This is a genomic window from Vibrio sp. 10N.247.311.13, from assembly GCF_041467595.1.
GTDB classification, from domain to species: domain Bacteria; phylum Pseudomonadota; class Gammaproteobacteria; order Enterobacterales; family Vibrionaceae; genus Vibrio; species Vibrio crassostreae_C.
Genome location: NZ_JBFSUX010000002.1, coordinates 169,978 through 193,624, shown reverse-complemented (window position 1 = coordinate 193,624; position 23,647 = coordinate 169,978). Strand labels below are relative to the sequence as shown.

Genomic DNA, 23,647 nt, shown 5'->3' with positions numbered 1-23,647 from the left:
ATTACAATGAAAAAAACATCACTATTACTTGCTTCCATTGCTCTGGCACTTTCTGGTGTCGCACACGCTGACCAGCTAGAAGACATTCAAAAATCAGGTACTCTGCGTGTGGGCACCACAGGTGACTACAAGCCTTTCTCTTACTTCGATGGTAAAAGCTACTCTGGCTACGATATCGATGTTGCACAGCACATCGCGGAACAATTAGGCGTTGAATTGAAGATTGTTCGTACCACATGGAAAGATCTACTGACCGACCTAGACGACGATAAGTACGACATCGCGATGGGCGGCATTACGCGTAAAATGCAGCGTCAGTTAAACGCGGAACAAACTCAAGGCTACATGACCTTTGGTAAGTGTTTCTTGGTTGCGAAAGGCACCGCAGAACAGTACGACAGCATTGAGAAAGTGAACCACTCTTCTGTTCGTGTGGGCGTGAACATTGGCGGCACTAACGAGATCTTTGCCGACGCGAACTTGCAGAACGCAAGCTTCACACGCTACGAGAACAACCTCGACGTACCAAAAGCAGTAGCGGAAGGCAAAGTTGATGTGATGGTGACAGAAACCCCTGAAGGTCTGTTCTATCAGGTAACTGACGAACGTCTTGAAGCGGCCCGCTGCGAAACCCCGTTCACCAACAGTCAGTTCGGCTACCTGATTCCTAAAGGTGAACAACGTTTGTTGAACACGGTGAACTTCATTATGGATGAGATGAAATTGAAAGGTGTTGAAGAAGAGTTCCTGATCCACAACTCCCTTAAGTAACTCTTTTCAATTTATACCGTAACAAAAAAGAGGCCAGCAATGCTGGCCTCTTTCGTTATGGTTCAATGGTTCGCTTTAACCGTGAGTTATCACATTCTGCTGTACCAATGCATCCAGAATGTCCGAAGGCATGGTGCTACTTAAGGTTAGCTGTGGCGCAAGGTCTTCAACCACAATCACCTGTTCCGTAGTACCTAAGCCATCCGGGTTGATCGTAAGCTCAATATCATCCCCGTCCACTTTCGCGTCTATTTGTTGTAGCAACGCGGTCATGTCTGGAGATGTATTTTTAAGCTCCGGCAACACTTCTCTCAAGTCAATGCTGTCCCCTTCCGACAAATCAAAGTCGGTAATCGTATCTTCAACACCATCTTCGATGTTAAGCCATACGAACGAGTCCATACCATCACCACCAGTCAGAATGTCTGAGCCTCCGCCGCCAATCAGGGTGTCGTTACCGTCACCGCCAACAAGCGTATCGTCACCTGCGCCACCTTCAAGTCGATCATTCCCTGAACCACCCGTTAAGTCAGTCGCATTAGCACCAGCCAGTAACTGAACATCATCGGTTTCCGAAGCCAAGTTAATATCAACTGCGTTAGACACAATGTTCAAGTTAAGGTCAATCGATGCAGAGGTTGCTGTATCGTTGTTGTCAGTCTCTTCAGAAACCGCCTCGACTTTCAGTGTGTAGTTACCTGGAGTTTGAGAAAGCCCAACCGCTTGCAAGCTTTCAATTGCATCTGCCGTTGCTACCCAAACACCACCGCCAAGATCCGTCACAGAACCCGCAGCACTGGTGATTTGAGCGCCAGCAGGTACATCACTGATATGCAGCGTTAGCTCTTCTGTAATGTCCGTTAAGGCTGCGATAATCCCAACTAAAGGAATGCCACTCGCACTCACAGACTGACTCGCAGTAATGTTTCTCACGTAGTTAGTCGCACTATCGATAGACAGGGTTGGTGCATTCGCCACTGGCGTCACCGCGATGTTGTAAACCACAGGTGCTGTCTCTATCGCAATACCTGAAGGGTTGCCGCTGTCTTTGGCAACAACTTCTAATCCAATGCTATTGGTTGGAGACAGGCTCGCATCAAGGAAAACACCATTTGGACTGGTTGGCGTATCAATCAACGCATTCAGGTCACTCAATGTCCCCACTAAGATGACTGAACCCGTGTTGTTGCCGTTAACAACAACCGTCGTCACTGCTGGAAGTGATACATTCAATGTACCGTAATCCACCGTCAGCGTGACGGTCATCAGATCATCAGAAAATGTATCTACATAATCAGGGTCACTGACATTGATACCACTCAACAGTTGACCAGCATCCTCGTCAATAACCGTAGTGACACTGTCACCATTAACGACCGGTGTATCGTTCACTCCATCGACAATCGCGGTGATCTCCGCTGTATCCGTTAGGAAGTCATTAGCGCCGTTGGTTGTACCATCATCCTCTACGGTATAGGTAAACTTAACGTTGCCGTTGTATTCATCAGCTGCCGTAAATACCCAGTATGGGCCAGTGATCGTAGCATCATCAGCACCACCTACGTTCTCGAAGCGTTGTAGTTGACCTTGGCCTTCATCGAGCGCCAGATTAGTCACGGTAATCGTGTCGTTTTCCGGATCGCTCGTCGCAGCAATTAAATCGCCCTCTTTGATGATCAACTGACCTTCTTCAAGGATGGTGCCCAAGTCGATGTCCGTTGCCACTGGCTGATCATTCACTTCCGTTACCGCAACGCTTATTTCAGCGGTATCCGTTAAGAAATCATTTACGCCGTTAGTTGTACCATCGTCTTCTACGGTATAAGTGAACTTAACGTCACCGTTAAAGTCGTTGTCCGCTACAAATAGCCAGAATGGTCCGGTAATCGCCGCGTCATCGGCGCCACCTGCATTTTCAAAGCGGGTTAGTTGGCCTTGTCCCTGAGTCAGAGTTACACCAGTTACTGTTAAGTTGTGGTTTTCTGGGTCAGAGCTTGCTGCAATTAAGTCACCTTCAACGATAACAAGCTGGCCTTCCTCGGCAATCGAACCTAAATCAACATCTGTCGCGACAGGCGCATCGTTCACTTCCGTCACCTTAATGGTGAACGTAGTTTGATTAGTTTGAGCCGTATTCGGATCACCCGCGTCAATCAAGCCGTTATTACCACCATCATCGAGCGTTGCATTGATCGTGACTAAACCACTCTGGTTGAGGTAATTCTGGTCTGGATCGGGTTTGAACGTCACTGCTCCATTGGTCAATGCGGTATTGATGTCGGCTTCTTTACCGGTAATCACCAATGAGCCACCAGGTTGCAATACAAACGTCACGTCAGGTGAGCTCGTAAACTCAAACACACCTTGCGCTCCCGGAAGTGTTTGATCGACTTGCAACGTAAGAACATACGGAGCGTCTGGATTATCAAAGTTAGCATCAACGTCGTAGATACTAAAGTTGTCGATAGCAACACTAATGTCTTCCGATGTTTCAATATTCGTTACGTTCACAAAGATCGGTTGATCGTTAATAGGATCAATCACCAGATCAACATCGAAGCTGGTTGGCGTCCCCAAATATTCGGTGTTATCAGCGTCAGTATCCACAGAGCGAACGGTAATCTGCAGCGGGCCATTAATGCCTAATACATTACCCGTATCGCTATTGTGTTCACCTGAATTGAATACGATCTTATCGAGCGACTGTGCAGGAACATCAAGTGTCCAAAGCTGCGTAACTGGATCATAACTAGCCAAGGTTGTGCCGTCTGGATAATAGATAGAGGCATCTTGAGGAACGCCCGCAACTTCTACTCGAAGTGTCTCTGGTGCATTCTCGGTATAAGTGCCGTTGCCCGTTGCAGATAGCTCTTTATCCAAAATCGTCGCATTGATTTCGATATCAATGTTTTGACCTTCGTTACCTGTCACAGAATCTGTTGGATTAGTATCAACATCATCACCCACAGGTACCACATGCAGCTTAAAGCTTGGCAGATTTGATGCTGCAGTAGGCACACCCAACAAAGATTCTTGAGTAAATACGGCAACACCAAATTCAGCCGTACCACTGAAGTCCTTAGGCGGTAAAATCGAAATCTCACTCAAGTCGAACGATAACCCTGATGCTTGAGGTAGTTGAACACTCCACTCACCACCACCATTATTCTTCACCGTGTATGCCGAACCAGCATCTGCACGCATCTGGAAGCCATCAGGTACATCTGTAAACTTAATCGACACAAACTGTTCTGAGCCATCAAGGTCAGTCAGTGCAATCGATACAGGCCCAGTGCCCGACAAAGAAATCAACTGGTCCTCAGTACCCGTAATCTCGATAACATCAGGATCGCTACCCGGGCCAGTGACAGACACGTCATCCACCACAGGAACGACTTCAAAACTGACATTGGTAGAGAAAGTATCGGTATCAGTCGCGCTGCCAGTTGGCGAAGCTGCATCATTGTATGTAGCAGTATCGGTAATCGTCCCGCTGACATTCACTTGCACCTGATTTACGTCATTATCTGTTGGGTAATTTAACGCCGGTCGGAATAGTACATTATCCAACGCGCCTGCATTAATCTCAGCTTCATTAAAGGTCACCGATGTGCCAAGCGATACCCCTGCGCTGGTATAGAAAGCCCCAACACTCGTGTCATTTAACGTCAGTGTGATAGAGGTGAATTTTTCGTCACCACCTTCAACTCCGCTTACTTGGTCATCAATGGTCGAGCTGAAATCAAGTTGGATATAGGTATCTTCGTAGCCGACTGGATCTTGCCCTGCTTGACCGTCGGTATCGACAGGGTTAAACGAATCGTCAAGCGAACCAACGACAGTAACGTCAATATCTGGGTTACCTTCAACATCAGGAGCAACTTTAATGACTACTTCTGTCACTAGAGTTTTCTCATCCCCCGACAATACGTCTTTAGTTACTATCGTCAACGGCAACCTAAAGTCGCCGGAGTAGTCGGCTGGTAAGTTAAGCAGTAGTCCAGAGAGGTCGGTCGAGACCCCTTGATCGACGGTAGTCTGGAATACATATTTGCCATTAACAAAGTCTAGGTCGCTGCTTCCCGATAAACTAATTGGTAAGGTGACTTCGTTCACCGCTCCTGGATTAATGGTCACACTGTCATCAATAATGATGGTCACTTGATCAGTTGAGTCATCTTCGCCCGAGAAAGTAATTAAACCATTCAATGCCGTACCTAGATCTAACTGGGTGTCCTCAATCGCATCAACAACACTGTCTGGTGTTATATCAATATCGGCTGCAACCTTAGTACTCCCAGCCACCACTTGAGGGAATGACAGAGTGACTTCTCCGTCCCTACGAGCGGCCGTAGATGACTCAACCTCAGCACCATCACCTCGGTCTATTACCGTGCTAAAGATATCCATCTTGATGTCATTGAACCCTCCTGCCCCGCTGTTTCCTGAAGGAAGAACAAGGCCGTTCGGTGCACTGATGCTAAATATGTCTTCATTCGTTACAACCCAGCGCCCATTGCCTTCATAAGCAGCGCCAATAACGAGCAGTTGATTGAGTACAGCATCTGATAGCTCCGAACCGTCCACGTTTGTTAATTCAATAACTAACTGGTCAACTTCTTCGATAGCGGACGAAGCATCTGTTTCTTGATATCGAATGACGAACTCATCCGTAACCGATGTATTATCGCTGTTGGTTGTGAACTTAAGCACGCCAGTGTTTGCATCAGCAACTACGGTTGCTAGTGCTCCAGTACCCAGCACATCATCGACGATAAGCTTGTTGCTAGCGTCTTTCGGCTCAACGACTGGACGTACGATAACATCAATCGAGCCCGTGATTGTCGCGATAGCGATGCCCTGACCAGGATCAGTCGCATCAACATACTCATGATCTCGCTCTTCGATCATGACAACCGTATTAAGCGTAAAGTCGGTGCTCGAGTCTTGTTCAGGTGTGATCTGAATAAAATTATTGTTCAGTGCAATTTGAGTAAACTCTTCTGCCGTCTGTCCACTCTTCGGCGTAATGGTTAAAGTGCCTGCTGAAGCATCGTAAACCCAAGTTACATCGCCATTAACCACAACACTTTCAACATCTGTCGGAATGGCACTGATCACAATAGAAGTGAAATGCTCATCATCATCAATATAATCAGTACCCTCTGGGTGCCAATCAATACTGATCGCCGTATCTTCATCGCCATTAGTGACTGTGCTGTACGTCGCTGAGGTATCGATTCTAGGTTCGACTAACACTCGCACTTCTTGGTCAAACGTAAGCGTATGACCGTCATTCTCAGTCACGATCACTTTACCCTGAATGTGAATGTTCTCTGTTGAAGAATCGACAGGTCTGATGCGGATTCCTGAGGTTTTACCTGCGTCAGTGATGTTCGCTTCGTAGATAGGTTTAGACAGATCAGGGCTACCACCCGGACCGGTTTCGTAACCGACAAAGTTAAGGTCAATAATGGTACCGTCACCGTCTTCCAGAATAACGCCATCAGGAATACCCGAGAGGATAACGGTTATGGATTCTGAACCATCGTCAGGTAATGGGGTTTGATCTACTGCTGCAGGATCAGGTCTTCTCTCTCCCGACAACACGGTGAAATCAAGCTCGGCATAGTTGTCTCCATTCTGGCTCTCTTGGATCGTGGTTTGAACACCAGATGTTGTGCCATCGGTGATTGCTGTCCAAGCCGTACCGTTTGTACCGCCATAAGGAATATCTGCAACACCTTTAACCTCAACGTTAACCGTTTTAGTTCCTAGGATTTCTTCATCAACTTGCGCCCCTGTAGATAGGTTCGCGGTATCTTTAACCACACCGGTTACGTCAAAGGTAAAATCAACATTGCTGTGTTTAGTCGGAGTAACTTCAATTTTCGCTAAGTCAGCATAAGCAATCTCTTGGTAAACGATGCCATTGATAGTCACGGTGTTGATGGTTACATTGCTATCAGTACTACTAAGCACCGCGCCTTCAGTAATATTGTTAATACGAACGAAGAGTTCTTCAGATCCATCAGTATCAACGGATCCCGTCATGGTGATAACTTCGTCTAACGTGAATGCGTCCTTATTATCAAGAGGACCTAGATAATCAGGATCATCAATGTTGTCTTCGTTGATCCTAATGCGGCTCACACTGAGTTTTCCAGGGTCGGCGTCAGCAGTGACATCAATAATGATGTTTTGCTCTACAGAACGAGCTTGAGTTTTATCATTTGCTCCGCCATTGGCGGTATCTTCATAAGGGTTCAGTGTTTCCTTTGTAACCGCTATTGCTTTGAATTCAATCTGACCAGAGAAGTTATCGATCGGGTTAACTACGGTGCTGTTAATGTCTTCTGCCGCTATTTCATATACACCATCCGTCGTCAGCGTAAGCACATTGCCGTTCTTATCAAGCAGCTCGAACTTCCCATCACCTTGAACAGCCTCAAGTTCATAGGTAATCGTCTCAGTATTACTGTTATCTTGCGACTCTGCGTTCAGCTGCAAAGTAACGTTGTCTTCATCTTCGTTCACTTGATAATGATAAGTGCTGTTGGAATCATCCCAAGTCGCTATATCAGCCACCGCTTCAATCTCGATTCTGAAGTTTGAGTTGATGGTGTGATCCGTATTGCCATTTTTCTCAATTTCTAGCTCATAACGAACGCGCCCACCAGTTTCATCCGAACTAGCGTGTTGGTCCGGAACAAAGAACAAGTTGTCTATCGTCGCAATAGTTTGTCTTGGCTCATTCGGATTTGGAGCAAAGCTTTGTTCGAGTTGAGGAGGACCAAATATAATGCTCCCATTTGACTCAGGCACTAATTCAATGTAGTCAGCACCATCAAAGTAATAAAAAGTACCTTGATGACTATCACCTCCGTTCGGGCTTTTAATCGTCAACTGGCCAATAGATTCAGCGTTATCTTGGTCATACAGACTAACTTGCAGCGCAACTTGAGCTGGCGCATTAGGCAAACTATTTTGGTTATCTTGAATATTCTCAAGAGCCGGCTCATCGCCTGTTGCATAAGGTATGGTTGAGTCTCTACCCGCATCCTCGAAGGTCGTCACTTTCAGAGCGATTCTTGTAGAGTCCCTATCAGTAATCGTTATATCTAACGGTGTTTCAGAGGTATCTAAATCGCCATCCGTCGCAATCACATTAATCGAAAAATCGATGGTGTCTAGGCCGTCATGATCGAGATATCCGTTAGCTCTAAATTCAACCTCGCCATTTGAGTTGATACGCAAACGCCCTAGCTCACGGGTGTCCACGCCACCACTACCATCGTCGGTTTGTTCGTACACTCGTACTTGTTGACTACCGCTATTTAAATCGAAACTGCTGCTGTACGGCCCGCTGTTTCCTGTACGGAAAACAATATCTGCACCATTACTGGTAATGCCCTCAATTCGACTCAGTACCGCGCCATCCGCGCCGACATCCGTCGCATTAGCAAACATGTCAACTTTGGAATTACCATAGCCCTGGCCTTCAATTCGTGTGATCGATTGAGTTGTCACCAATGGAACATCATCAGTCACCGTGATTTTCAAATCGATCGCGTTTGATTGGTCTTGATCAAAATCTTCTGCAACAACAGAAAAGTTAAGGTCAATTGCGTTTTCATTCGCGCCATCAGGGTGCTTAAGTGGTTTAAACAATTCAAACTGATAGCTGTTATCCGAGGTATCGAAAATAATCTCAAACACAGCTTCATTACTCGTTGCTGTTTGAGCAACGTAAGTAAATGTTGTGCCGCTTTGTGAAACAGCAAGCCACTCTAAACTTTCTCCGTTGGAGGTTAAGCCAGTCAGAACCAAATCTTCATCAACCAGTTCATACTTCACAACACCATCCGCGCCTTCATCGACAGTGAACAGGCCATTAATAATGGTGTCTTCAGATTGATCGGAACCAATACCAGTAAGATCGTCTTCATCGACAACCGTTTCACCCGTCGGCGCACTCATTACTGGCGCATCGTCTAGCACCTCGATTGGCAATACATATTGGTTAGAATCATCGCCGTCACCATCAACCGCAACGACATCAAATGGAATCGTTAAGGTATTGGAATTCGGGCTTGTTGGATGGTTTAGAGGACCTAGCAACGTAAACGTATAAGAGCCGTCATTCGCTAGCGCGAGCGTGAAGATAGGAGTTCCACTTGTCGTCGTACCTTGATAGGTCGTTGTGTTGGCGGCACCTGTGACTTCTGTAATAGAAATCGCTTCAGTTCCAGAGGTCAATGTCGCTTCAAGCGCAGAGATATTACGCAGTTCGTAAACCTCTACTTGGTCTGCACCTTCTGTGGTAACAAATGCACCTGTTGCTTGAGAAATCGCAGAGCCGAGATCATCTTCATCAACCACAAATGTGCTGGTCGCTGTCGTATCGGTAATGACAGGCACATCATCGGTGATAGTAACGGTCAAAGGTTTCATCACAGAGTCGGTATTGTCTTGGTCGACCGCGATCACTGGCAGAGTGAATACTTGATCGTTGTTGCCTTGCACAGGCAGATGATCGAGCTCTTCCAACAAAGTGAAGGTGTATTCGCCTAGCACTACACTATTAAAAGTGATGGTAAAGATATCCGTTTGAACACCCCCACTCTCAACGAAACCAATATAGGTTCCGCTGTTGGCTGGATCTTCTTTAAGCTGAACCACTAGGCCATCCGATTTCAAATCACCAGACGTGTTGAACTGAGTGGTATCAATACGGAAATAGCTCACATCATCACTTCCCGCTGTGAAAGCAATGGTTTCAGTTTGGCTCACAGGTAAGCTCGGAGATGAACCATCCACGAGATTCGCTTCTTCCAATGCAACCGTTGGTACAGTATCAATTACCGGTGGAGCACCATCTGAAATCGTCAATGTCACGGTCGAAGTAACAATATCACCGTCTTTATCTTCTGATGTCACGGTAATCGTCTTAACGATATCACCACCAGAATGATTCAGGTTTCGATTAGGCTCAAAGCGCACATCACCTTCAAGCGTGATAAACAACGAACCTTCCGTAAATACAAACTCTTGCTCACCAGTGTTGGTTTGCACCAGAGACTCTTCAGGCTGACTACCATAAGTAAATTTGGTTATGGTGGCGCCATCAGCACTTTGCGCAGGCATCACATCAAATGTCGTTGTGGTAGGTGTGCCCGTGCTTGGTTCAGTGATGCTAAGCGCACCAGACTTCATTAACTGGACATCATCGGTGATGGTTACTGAAAGCGGTTTAGACGCTGAAATATCGCCATCGGTGTCTTGCGCGTAAACAGAAAGATCAAAACTCAGATCGTTGCTTCCTAAGCCATCAACGTGATCCAAACGCTCAAGCAGCGTAAAGGTATACTGGCTAGGATTAGTATCATCAAAATCTAGGGTGAATATGATTTTCTCACCACCCGAACCATCCGTCGTAAACGCAATGTAGTCGCCAGAACCCGCAGGCTCCTCACGTAAACTCAATTCAAGGCCATCAGACTTCAACACGCCGTTGGTATTGAACAGCCCAGCTTCAACGACTATTTTTCCAATGTCATCACTGCTCGCTAGCGAGGTGATAGTCTGAGTCACACTGACAGGCGTTCCGCTAGGTGTCGAACCATCCGCAAGTAAGCTTTCCGACAAGCTGACACTTGGCACAACGTTGATTGTTGGTCCATCGCCATCAACAATCGTAAGCGTGACTGTTGATGAAAAGGTATCTTTATCAAAGTCAGAAGACGTAAACACAATCGACTTAACAATGTCGCCCGCAGAATGATCTAGATTTCGGTTTGGTTCGAACCTTACATCACCGCTTAGCGTGACAAACAGTGAGCCTTCAGTGAAGGTAAACTCTTGCTCGCCATTGTTAGTTTGATCCAAGGTGATCGCTGAACCGCCACCAAAAGTAAACTGAGTAATGGTCGCCCCATCAGCACTTGGTGTAGGCATTACATCAACAGTAGCAGTGGTTGGTGTGCCAGTATTTGGCTCTGTGATGCTTAACGTGCCATCTTGCATCTGTTGAATGTCATCTTGTATCGTTACCATGACATCGCGTTTAACCGAATCATCACCATCGGTATCAACGGCGTAAACAGGCAGGTTGAAGTTGAGGCTGTTATTAAGATCACCATCAAGGTGATCTAACGCCTCAATCAAAGTGAAGGTGAACTGCCCTTTATTAACGCTATCAAAATCAATGGTGAATACATTAGTTACGTTACCGGCCCCGTCATCAGTAAACCCGATGTAGTCGCCAGGTGAAGCAGGATCTTCTTTTAACTGAACAACAAGACCATTTGATTTGAGTAGGTCGCCAGGATTGAACTCGTTGGTTGCAATTCTAAAGTGGCTTAAATCATCACTACCCACGGTATAAGTGATCGTTTGTGTCGAGCTAACCGCTGAACCACTCGGCATAGAGCCATCAGCAAGACCAACTTCCGATAGGTTAATATCTGGCACTACATCGATAACCGGATCAATTCCGTCTTTGATCGTCAACGTGACATCCGCGGTATCGGTATCGTTATCAAAATCACTGGTCGTCACGACTATCGTTCTCACGATATCGCCAGATGAATGGTCTAGATTTCTACTTGGTTCAAAGCGCACCTCACCTTCAATCGTGATGTACAGTAAGCCATCGGTTACGGTAAAAACTTGTTCTGTAGACACAGTTGGGTCTAACGTAACAGCCGTGCCACCATCGTAGATAAACTGAGTCACTTTCGCGCCATCAGCACTCTGTGTCGGCATAACGTCGATTGTTGGCGTGGTTGGCGTACCTGCTGCTATATCAGCAAGTGAAGGCTCAGTGATACTTAACGCCCCATCTTGAACGCCTTGTACATCATCGGTGATCACCACGGTCATTGGCGACATTGCAGAATCATCACCATCGGTATCAACCGCTAAAACAGGGACATCGAAACTTAGAGTATTGTTTTGTAATCCATCTGTATGGTCTAACGCTTCAAGCAGTGTGAACGTATATTGCCCTAGATTGGTTGTCGAGAAACTGATCGTGAAGACGTTGGTTTCGACGTTAGAACCGTCCTTGACGAAGCCAATGTAATTACCAGAATTCGCTGGCTGCTCTTTAATCTCAACCTCTAATCCATTCGACTTCAAAGCCCCCGAAGTATTGAACTGAGCAGGGTCAATTCTGAAATAACTAACATCGTCACTACCCTCTGAATAGGTAATAACTTGAGTCATCGCCACTGGATTGCCGGTTGGCGAAGAACCATCAGCGAGATCCACTTCTGAGAGCGTAATTCCAGGGACCAAATCGATCGTTGGAAGATCACCATCGGTAATCTTCAATGTCACGGTAGATGAGACGATATCACCATCAAGGTCAGTAGATGTAACAACAATCGTCTTAGTAATATCACCACTCGTGTGATCTTGATTTCGCACAGGCTCGAATCGTATCTCACCTTCTGTGGTAATAAATACAGAACCTTCAGTGAACACAAACTCTTGCTCGCCATTCACATTGAGATCAAGGCTTTCTGCACTGTTTCCATCAAACACAAATGAAGTGATTTTTGCTCCATCTGCGCTCTGATTTGGCATCACGTCCAGAGTATTCGATGTTTCGACGACTCCAGCAGGCTCACGACTGGTTATTGTGCCGCCTTGCATCAACTGCACATCATCACCAATAGTCACGCCAAGCTGAGAGACTAACGAATCGTCGCCGTCACTATCCACCGCATACACAGGCAGATCAAAACTCAGGTCGTTGTTGCCACGTGCATCTTGATGATCCAAGGCTTCGATTAAGGTAAAGGTGTATTCACCTAAGGTTGTCCCAGAAAAACTCAACGTAAATACTGTGGTTACCGCATTCGACGAGCTGGTTGTAAATCCGATGTAGTTGCCCGACCCTTGCGGATCTTCACGTAATTCAACAGCTAAACCATTCGATGTGAGTGCATCATTGGTATTGAACTCTGTTGGTTCAAGGCGGAAGCGGACCACATCATCACTTTGATTAGTGAAGGTGATGGTTTCGGTTTGACTTACCGCACTGCCACTTGGGGCTGAACCATCCGTCAGGTTCGTTTCAGATAAGCTAACCGTTGGAATAACATCAATGGTTGGAATATCACCATCGGTGATCGTTAACGTAACGGTTGACGTGACTGAGTCTTTGTCGAAATCGCTTGAGGTCACCACTATCGACTTAACAATATCGCCGGCCGTATGGTCAAGATCTCGATTAGGCTCAAAGCGAACTTCACCTTCGAGGGTAATGTACAGTTTGCCTTCTGCGAAGATAAACTGCTGTTCGCCTGCAATATTTTGATCGAGGGTGTTTACGACGCCATCATAAGTGAACTGAGTGATGGTCGCGCCGTCAGCACTTTGGTTTGGCATGACATCAAAAGTAGCCGTGGTCGGTGTACCTGCCGCTAAATCAGCGACGGTCGGCTCGGTAATATTGAGCGCACCACCTTGCATGATTTGAACATCATCATCAATCGTTACATTAAGCTGCGATACCAGTGAATCATCACCATCACTGTCTACCGCATAAACAGGCAGATCAAAGCTCAGATCATTGTTCGCTAGGCCAGCAACATGGTCTAGCGCTTCAAGTAGAGTGAAAGTGTATTCACCTAACGTGGCTGAAGAGAAGCTAATGGTAAACACGGGGACTTCAGCGCTCGAACCGTTGGTAATAAAGCCTATGTAAGTGCCCGGATTAGCAGAATCTTCTTTTATCTCGACCGCAAACCCATTCGATTTCAGTACACCACCGACATTAAACTCAGTTGGTTCAATGCGGAAACTCGTCACATCATCACTTTGGTTAGTGAAAGTAATCGTCTCGGTTTGACTTACTGCGCTACCGCTCGGGCTAGAGCCATCGCTAAGGTTAGTTTCAGATAGAGTAACGCTTGGCACGGCATCGATGGTTGGGATATCACCATCGGTAATCGTCAGCGTAACCGTTGCTGTCACGGGATCGTTATCGAAGTCACTTGAAGTCACCACAATCGACTTCACGATGTCTTCGCTCGTTGTGTGGTCTAAATTACGATTTGGCTCAAAACGCACTTCACCTTCAAGAGTGATAAACAACTCACCTTCTGTGAAGCTAAATTGCTGATCACCATTGTCAGTTTGATCCAATGTTCGAGTTTGACCATCATACGTAAATTGAGTGATCGTCGCGCCATCGGCACTTTGTTCTGGCATCACATCGATGGTATTGGTCGTTACAGTACCACCAGCCAAATCAGCAACATTCGGTTCAACGATATCTAATGTGCCGTTTTGCATGATTTGGACATCATCACCGATAGTCACATTGAGTTGAGACACCAGTGAATCATCACCATCTTTATCAACAGCGTAAACCGGCAGGTCAAAGCTTAGGTTGTTATTTCCTAGCCCATCAACGTGATCTAACGCTTCCAACAGTGTGAAGGTGTATTGACCGATATTGGTATCCGAAAAACTAATCGTGAACACGTTCGTTTCAACATTAGGCGCCGTCGTCACAAAGCCGATGTAGCCACCCGGCGTACTTGGGTCGACTTTCAACTCAACCGTCAGTCCATTCGATTTTAGAAGGCCGCCAATATTGAACTCAGTAGGTTCAATACGGAAACTCGTCACATCATCACTTTGGTTGGTGAAGGTAATCGTCTCAGTTTGACTGACCGCACTGCCGCTTGGAGTAGAGCCATCACTCAGGTTGGATTCAGATAGCGTAACACTTGGTACATTATCAATCGTTGGAATATCGCCATCGGTAATGGTCAGCGTCACTGTTGAGGTAAGAACGTCATCATCGCCATCGCTTGATGTCACAACGATATTTTTAACAATATCGCCTGCTGAGTGGTCTAAATCGCGGTTCGGCTCAAAGCGCACTTCCCCTTGAGTCGTAATAAACAGTGAGCCTTCGGTGAAGGTAAACTCTTGCTCGGTCGCATCATTCGGATCTAGAGAGTAAGCGGTGCCGTCATAGGTAAATTGAGTCACACTCGCGCCATCAGCACTTGCGGATGTTAATACATCGAAAACGGATGTCGTTGGCGTACCTGCAGCCAAGTCGGCGACAGTTGGCTCTTCAATATTCAGCGCCCCGCTCGCCATCACTTGTACATCGTCGGTAATGGTGACTGATAGCGGTGACATTAACGAATCGTCACCGTCGGTATCAACCGCGTAAACTGGTAGCTCAAACGTGAAGTCATTATTGCCACGACCATCCTCGTGGTCGATATTCTCCAACAGCGTAAAGGTATATTGCCCCAGAGTCGTAGCGCTAAAGCTTAATGTGAAAATCTGTGTTTCTACATTAGAGGCACTAGTTGTAAAACCAACATAGTTACCTGAGCCTGCAGGATCTTCTTTCAGATCAATTGGCAGACCATCGGATTTCAATGAATCATCACTGTTGAACTCACTTGGCTCTAGGCGGAACTTCTCTACATCGTCGCTTTGATTCGTGAATGAGATGGTTTCTGTTTGACTCACGGCCCCCATGATTGGTGACGAGCCATCCGCTAAATCTGCTTCAGCAAGCGCGATGCTTGGCACCGATTCAATCGTTGGGATATCACCATCAATAATCGTCAGTGTGACAGTGGCTGTTTCAACATCCACATCGCCATCGCTTGACGTGAAGACGAGAGATTTAACGATATCGCCACTCTCGTGGTCTAAATCACGGTTCGGTTCAAAGCGCACATTACCTTCGATGGTGACGAACACATCACCCTCAGTGAACGTAAATTTCTGCTCGCCTGTGATTGTTGGATCTAGAGTTTGAGCGGTACCACCGTCATAAGTGAACTGGGTAATCACAGCTCCATCGGCACTTTGCGCCGTCATTACATCAATCGTATTGGTCGTCACCGTACCGTCAGCTAAATTCGGCTCGGTAATATCCAGCGTACCGTTCGCCATGATTTGGACGTCATCACCAATGGTCACCGACAACGGCGACATTAATGAATCATCACCATCTGAGTCCACCGCATAAACTGGCAAATCGAAGGTCAGTTCGTTGTTATCTAAGCCATCGGCATGGTCTAACGCCTCAAGCAACGTGAAGGTGTATTCACCCAACGTGGTACCTGAGAAGCTTAAGCTGAAGACAGGAACGTCCGTTCCACCGTCATCAATAAAGCCGGTATAGATGCCTGAGTCTGCTGGGTCTTCTTTAAGCTCAACCGCAATGTTGTTCGACGTTAACGCACCACCCACATTGAACTCAGTTGGTTCGATTCGGAACTTCTCAACATCATCACTTTGGTTGGTAAACGAGATAGTCTCGGTTTGACTCACCGCACTGCCGCTTGGTGTCGAGCCATCGGCAAGCTGTGTTTCTGATAGCGTCACGCTTGGTACGGATTCGATGGTTGGAATATCACCATCAGTAATGGTCAGAACAACCGTCGCGGTCTCGACGTCCACATCGCCATCGCTGGATGTCACCACAATCGATTTCACAATGTCTTCGCTAACCGTGTGGTCTAGATTGCGGTTTGGTTCGAAGCGTACTTCACCTTCAAGTGTGATAAACAAAGAGCCTTCAGCAAACACAAACTCTTGCTCACCGGTATCAGCTTGGTCAAGCGTCAGTGGAGTCCCACCATCGTAAGTGAACTCAGTAATGGTAGCACCGTCAGCACTCTGCTCTGGCATCACATCAATGGTAGTTGTGGTCACCACCCCTGCGGCCAGATCGGCGACGGTCGGCTCTTCGATATTCAGGATGCCATTGCTCATGCCTTGAACATCATCACCGATGGTTACATTTAACTGAGAAACCAAAGAATCATCGCCATCGCTATCAACGGCGTAAACAGGCAGGTCAAAGCTCAGATCATTATTTGCAAGGCCATCAACATGGTCTAACGCTTCAAGTAAGGTGAAGGTGTATTGACCTAAGTTGGTATCCGAGAAGCTAATAGTGAAGACGTTGGTTTCAACATCCGATGCGTCTTTAACAAAACCGATGTAATCACCAGCACTGTTAGGATCTTCTTTTAGCTGAACCGCCAAGTTGTTTGACGTTAACGTACCTAGAGTATTGAACTCTGTTGGCTCGATACGGAACGACTCAACATCGTCACTCTCATGAGTAAACTGAATGACTTTGGTGTCGCTGACCGCAGAGTTAGATGGATCAGAGCCATCGGCTAGGTTCGTTTCAGATAGTGAGATTGGAGGAATGACATCAATGGTCGGAACATCACCATCGGTAATGGTCAGCATTACTGTTGAGGTAAGAATGTCATCATCGCCATCGCTTGACGTCACCACGATGCTCTTAACGATATCGCCAGCCGAGTGGTCTAAATCGCGGTTTGGCTCAAAGCGGACTTCCCCTTGAGTCGTGATAAACAGTGAGCCTTCGGTGAAGGTAAACTCTTGCTCGGTCGCATCATTCGGGTCTAGAGAGTAAGCGGTGCCGTCATAGGTAAATTGAGTCACACTCGCGCCATCGGCACTTGCGGATGTTAATACATCGAAAACGGATGTCGCTGGCGTACCTGCAGACAAGTCGGCAACAGTAGGCTCTTCGATACTAAGCGAACCACTCACCATCACTTGAACATCATCAGTAATCGTTACCGATAGCGGTGACATTAACGAGTCATCACCGTCGGTATCAACCGCGTAAACTGGTAGTTCGAACGTGAAGTCGTTATTGCCACGACCATCCTCGTGGTCGATATTCTCCAACAGCGTAAAAGTATATTGCCCCAGAGTCGCAGCGCTAAAGCTTAATGTGAAAATCTGTGTTTCTACATTAGAGGCACTAGTTGTAAAACCAACATAGTTACCTGAGCCTGCAGGATCTTCTTTCAGATCAATTGGCAGACCATCGGATTTCAATGAGTCATCACTATTAAACTCACTAGGCTCTAAACGGAATTTCTCAACATCATCGCTTTGATTCGTGAATGAGATGGTTTCCGTTTGGCTAACCGCACTACCACTTGGCAATGAGCCATCAGCGAGATCCGCTTCTTTAAGTGATACGCTCGGCACCGCATCAATAGTCGGATTGTCACCATCAGTAATGGTCAGCGTAATGGTTGAAGTCACCGGGTCGTTATCAAAATCGCTTGAAGTCACGACAATCGACTTCACGATATCTTCACTAACTGAGTGGTCTAGATCGCGATTAGGTTCAAAGCGCACTTCCCCTTCAAGGGTGATATAAAGCTCACCTTCAGTGAAGCTGAACAGCTGTTCACCAGTGTCATTCGGATCAAGTGTTCGTAGTTGACCGTCATAAGTGAACTGAGTGATCGTCGCGCCATCCGCACTCTGATTTGGCATCACATCAATAGTGTTGCTTGTGATCGTACCATCAGCCAGATTTGGCTCAGTGATATCTAACGTACCGTCTTGCATGATTTGAACATCATCACCGATGGTCACATTCAGTTGCGAAACCAATGAATCATCGCCGTCTGTGTCAACCGCATAAACAGGTAGATCGAAGCTCAGATCGTTATTATCTAAACCATCCGCATGGTCTAACGCTTCAAGTAAGGTAAAGGTGTATTCACCCAAAGTACTTGTAGAGAAAGCAATCGTAAACACTGGGATTTCAGCGCCCGAACCGTTGGTAATAAAGCCAATGTAAGTACCCGGATTAGCCGAATCTTCTTTTATCTCAACCGCAAATCCATTCGATTTCAGTGCACCGCCCACATTGAACTCGGTTGGCTCAATACGGAAACTCGCAACATCATCACTTTGATTGGTGAAGGTAATCGTCTCTGTTTGGCTTACTGCACTGCCGCTTGGTGAAGAACCATCTGCAAGATTCGTTTCAGAGAAAGTGACACTTGGCACCGCATCAATGGTTGGGATATCACCGTCAGTAATGGTAAGAGTGACCGTTGACGTCACCACATCGTTATCTAAATCGCTTGAGGTCACCACTATCGACTTGACGATATCTTCGCTAACCGTGTGGTCTAGATTGCGATTTGGTTCGAAGCGTACTTCACCTTCAAGAGTGATGAACAACTCACCCTCTGTGAAGCTAAATTGCTGCTCACCTGTGTCCGTTTGATCCAGTGTTCGAACTTGACCGTCATACGTAAACTGAGTGATCGTCGCACCATCGGCACTTTGTTCTGGCATCACATCGATGGTATTGGTTGTCACTGTGCCGTCTGCAAGATTTGGTTCAGTGATATCTAACGTACCACCTTGCATGATTTGAACATCATCACCAATGGTCACGTTAAGTTGAGACACCAACGAGTCATCGCCATCGCTATCGACCGCGTAAACCGGTAAGTCGAAACTCAAATTATTATTTGCGAGGCCATCTACATGGTCTAGTGCTTCAAGTAAGGTGAAGGTGTATTGACCTAAATTGGTATCCGAGAAACTAATCGTGAACACATTGGTTTCAACATTCGAACCATCAGTAACATAACCGATGTAGCCGCCCGGTGTGGTTGGGTCAGCTTTCAGCTCGACAGCTAATCCGTTTGATGTGAGAGTGCCGCCAAAATTGAACTCAGTCGGTTCAATACGGAAGCTGGTCACATCATCACTTTGAGTGGTGTAAGTAATAGTTTGAGTTGAGCTAACCGCGCTACCGCTTGGTGCAGAGCCATCACTCAGATTGGTTTCCGACAAGTTCACAGTTGGCACATTATCAATGGTCGGAATATCACCATCGGTAATGGTCAGCGTGACGGTTGAGGTAAGCACATCGTTATCGGAGTCACTAGATGTCACCACGATTGATTTCACAATGTCTTCGTTCAGCGTGTGGTCGAGATTGCGGTTGGGCTCAAAGCGCACTTCGCCTTGAAGCGTGATGAATAGTTCGCCTTCAGTAAAACTGAATTGCTGTTCACCATTGTCATTCTGATCAAGGGTTCGTAGTTGACCGTCATAAGTAAACTGAGTGATCGTCGCGCCATCAGCACTCTGATTTGGCATCACATCAATGGTGTTAGTTGTTACCGTACCATCTGCAAGATTGGGCTCGACGATATCTAACGTACTATCTTGCATGATTTGAACATCATCACCGATAGTGACGTTTAACGGAGACACCAATGAATCATCGCCATCACTATCTACCGCGTAAACAGGTAAATCAAAACTGAGGTCGTTGTTGCCACGGGCATCTTGGTGGTCCAACGCTTCGATGAGTGTGAACGTGTATTCACCTAATGATCCAGAATTAAAGCTTAATGTGAATACTGGAGTTTCTACGTTCGTCGCACTGGTCGTAAAACCAATGTAGTCACCCGACCCTGCCGGGTCTTCACGTAACTCAACAGCTAAACCGTTCGATTTAAGATCATCGTTAGTATTGAACTCCGTTGACTCAATACGGAAACGAACCACATCATCACTTTGATTGGTAAAAGTAATAGTTTGAGTCGAGCTTACCGCGCTGCCACTTGGAGCAGAGCCATCGCTCAGGTTAATTTCAGAAAGCGTAACACTTGGAATAACATCAATCGTCGGGTTATCACCATCAGTGATCGTCAGCGTAATGGTTGAAGTCACCGGATCGTTATCGAAGTCGCTTGAAGTCACCACAATCGACTTCACGATATCTTCACTCACTGAGTGGTCTAGATCGCGATTAGGCTCAAAGCGCACTTCACCTTCAAGGGTGATAAACAGTTCGCCTTCTGTGAAGCTGAACTGCTGTTCTCCTGAAATACTTTGATCCAGTGTGTTTACGACACCGTCATAAGTGAACCGAGTGATCGTCGCGCCATCAGCACTTTGATTTGGCATTACATCAATGGTGTTGGTTGTGATTGTACCGTCAGCAAGATTTGGCTCGGTGATATCTAACGTACCGTCTTGCATGATTTGAACATCATCACCGATAGTCACATTAAGCTGAGACACCAATGAATCGTCGCCGTCCGTATCAACCGCATAAATAGGCAGATCAAAGCTCAGATCGTTCTTATCTAAACCATCTACATGGTCTAACGCTTCACGCAGAGTAAAGGTGTATTCACCCAATGTGCTCGTAGAGAAAGCAATCGTGAATACAGGAACTTCAGCGTTCAAGCCATCAGTAATAAAGCCTATGTAAGTACCTGGATTAGCCGAATCTTCTTTAATCTCTACCGTAAACCCATTGGACGTCAGAGCACCACCGACATTGAACTCGGCTGGTTCAATACGGAAACTCGCCACATCATCACTGCCTGCAGTAAAGGTAACCGTCTCGGTAGCGCTGACCGCACTTCCGCTTGGAGAAGATCCATCAGCAAGGTTGGTTTCTGAGAGAGTAACAGGCGGGATCAAATCAATGATTGGATCTTGGCCGTCAGTGATACTTAGCTCAAGCGATGAAGTGTCAGTGTCTCCATCACCATCTTCAGCTAAAAACGAGAACTGTTTGACGAGAGTTTCACTGCTTGAGTGGTCGATATCATGAGCGACTTCAAAACTAAAATCGCCATTTAGTGAGATGGTTACAACACCCTCAGTAAAACTGAATGTTTGAACAGCATCTGGCAGCAAGCTCTGATCTAGTGAGTAATCAACACCATCATAGTTAAACGATTGAATTATCGAGCCATCAGCGCCTTCGAAGTTGAACAGATTATACGAAACAATGGTATCGCCCGCTAAAGTCGGTTCCGTGACTGACTCAACTTTATCAACTAGCTCAACAACATCATCTGTGACATTAACGAGAATCTCTGCGGCTTCTGGTGTACTCGAACCGCCAGATAGTGCAGAACGATCTCCATCCGCATCAACGGCATAAATTGGAAATGCAAAAGTTAGCAGCGCATCTTCAGCGCCTTGATGAGAAAGTTCTTCATAAAGATTAAACTCATAGTTCCCCAATGACGGGCTATCGACTTTAACGTCAAAGACCGTAATTCTCGAACCATTGACCTCAACATAACCTTCGTAAGTTCTTACACCGTTGGTTTCATCAACCAACTCGAGTAGCACCGCCTCGCCATTTGAAACTAAGCTGCCACCGGTATTAAATTCTGCCGGTTCAAGTTCATAATGGTCGATGATGTCACTTTCAAAAATATCCGCGGTAATACTGCCGCTGCCAGACACTGCCGCCGTGCCCTCTTGTGAGCCGCCAATGATGCCTGCTTCATCGACACTAATACTGTCAACATTGGTAATGACTGGGCTATTGCCATCAGAGATAACAATGTTGATGTTATTGGTTACAACATCTTGGTCGAAATCGGTAATGGTTATAGGTAAATCGAACGTCAGTGAATCGGTATCCACTTGTTCTATTGGATTAAACTGCTCGAATTTATAGGTGCCGTCGGTATCAAGGGAGATAGAGAGAACAACCTCACCTCGACCTTGGATGGACAGAGTAATCGTTGTTCCATCATCAGAAAGTCTCGCAAGCGTGTTTTGATTATCACTGAGCAACCCATCAAACTGGTCCAGTGCACTTGCATCAAATACGGCTGATTGAAGGTTATCACTACCAATATTTGAGAACGTCCCTTCGATTGCCGCGCTGCTAGTTTCAACGTTAGTGATATTGACACTTTCAACAGACGGATCTATCCCGTCAAACACTGAAACTTGTGCGTTAACGGGTGTTGCTAGCGGGTTCCCAGCGGTGTCTTCACCTTGAATATCAAAAGTGATGTTAATTTGATCGCCTGTATAGGAAACCTGACCGCCACCAACAGACGTTACGTGATCAATTGGTTGAGAAATCGTTGTGGTCAATGAAAGCTCAGCGTTGTTTCCAACACTAACAACATCGATGTCGATGCGTAATACTTCATCGGTGTCTTGAACACCAATGATAGAGTTCGTCGCCGCGTCATAGGTGAAGATAACGGGTTGACCACTTGAAGTAATATCACTGTTTAGCTCTGTGAGTAGCGAAGCGAGAGACAGTGCTTCTGGAACAAAAGAATCAGGGGAGAGCGCTAAACTACCAGCAATAATCGTTTCGGTAGTTGTAATAGATTGGGGGTAGGTATTGCCAGAAATTGAGCCTTCGGTGAGCACTTCACTGATTGATTGACCGCCCGATGAACGGGTTATTGTTCTGAACTCTTCTCGGTCTTCATCAACCGTTTGTTCTGCTAGACCTGCGGTCTCAAAAAATGTCGACGGATGAGTTTCGGTGTAGTTGTAATCAATAGTGACAAAGCCGGAGTTTGCAGAACCTTGTCCAGTACCAGCGGCCGTTGCTTCTAAGATTTGGGTCGGATCGGCACCACCTAAAATGGCTTCTTGAATTGCAGCAAGGTCGTCTTCGGTGAAGGTTTCTGCGTCCGCTTGCTGTAAGTCAAAATTAACCTCACCGGCTATTGGGGCGTCTACCCATGCAGCGTTGTCATCAACACAACCGACGCAATTCTCTGCAACCGGAATCGAATCATTCTGAACGCCTAATACAAGCTCTGACTTGTTGGCCGTAATCACGATCTCATTTTCACGGATGGTATCGCCAACTGAAACTTTTCTTGCGCTGCCGTCTGGCTTAACTACGACGACATCTCCACTCGTTGCTTCAACTACCGCAACCTGGCGCGAAACTTCAATATCCATACATCCCCCGTTGTCACAAAGCACTATTTTTAAGCGCTGTGAAAATTATTTGTAATAGCAATTTCAGGTTTTAATTGAACGCATACTTAGCTCTCATCAATGGCAATCCATTGTTATGCCCAATCGGCTTGAAAAGAGAGAAGTATTTCACCTGTTTTTTTATAGTTTACTTACCCTTAAGCCTAGTCTTCCCCATAAAAAATGCCATGTCTGTGCGAAGAGACATCTTTTCGCAAATCCAAGTATTCTTTCAAGGCTTAAAAACCCTAGTCAAAAGTTAGTAGGATGCTGATTAATATGCAAATGAGCG

Annotated in this window: 2 protein-coding genes; one reads left to right on the top strand and one right to left on the bottom strand. The window is 46.2% G+C overall.

Going from position 1 to position 23,647, the window contains the following annotated elements:
- The first annotated feature begins 6 nt into the window (after window positions 1-6).
- Window positions 7-771, top strand: a complete 765-nt coding sequence (locus AB6E52_RS01815) for a transporter substrate-binding domain-containing protein (RefSeq protein ID WP_017072457.1) — start codon at window positions 7-9, stop codon at window positions 769-771.
- A 75-nt stretch (window positions 772-846) separates the two neighbouring features.
- Here AB6E52_RS01815 and AB6E52_RS01810 read toward each other — a convergent pair whose 3' ends face one another.
- On the bottom strand, window positions 847-23,337 hold the full coding sequence (locus AB6E52_RS01810) for a retention module-containing protein (RefSeq protein WP_102320517.1): 22,491 nt from the start codon (window positions 23,335-23,337) through the stop codon (window positions 847-849).
- Window positions 23,338-23,647 lie beyond the last annotated feature (310 nt).

Bases quoted from the DNA above. Each gene is read 5' to 3' on its own strand.
- AB6E52_RS01815 (WP_017072457.1), top strand. From the start codon at position 7: ATGAAAAAAACATCACTATTACTTGCTTCCATTGCTCTGGCACTTTCT.
- AB6E52_RS01810 (WP_102320517.1), bottom strand. From the start codon at position 23,337: ATGGATATTGAAGTTTCGCGCCAGGTTGCGGTAGTTGAAGCAACGAGT.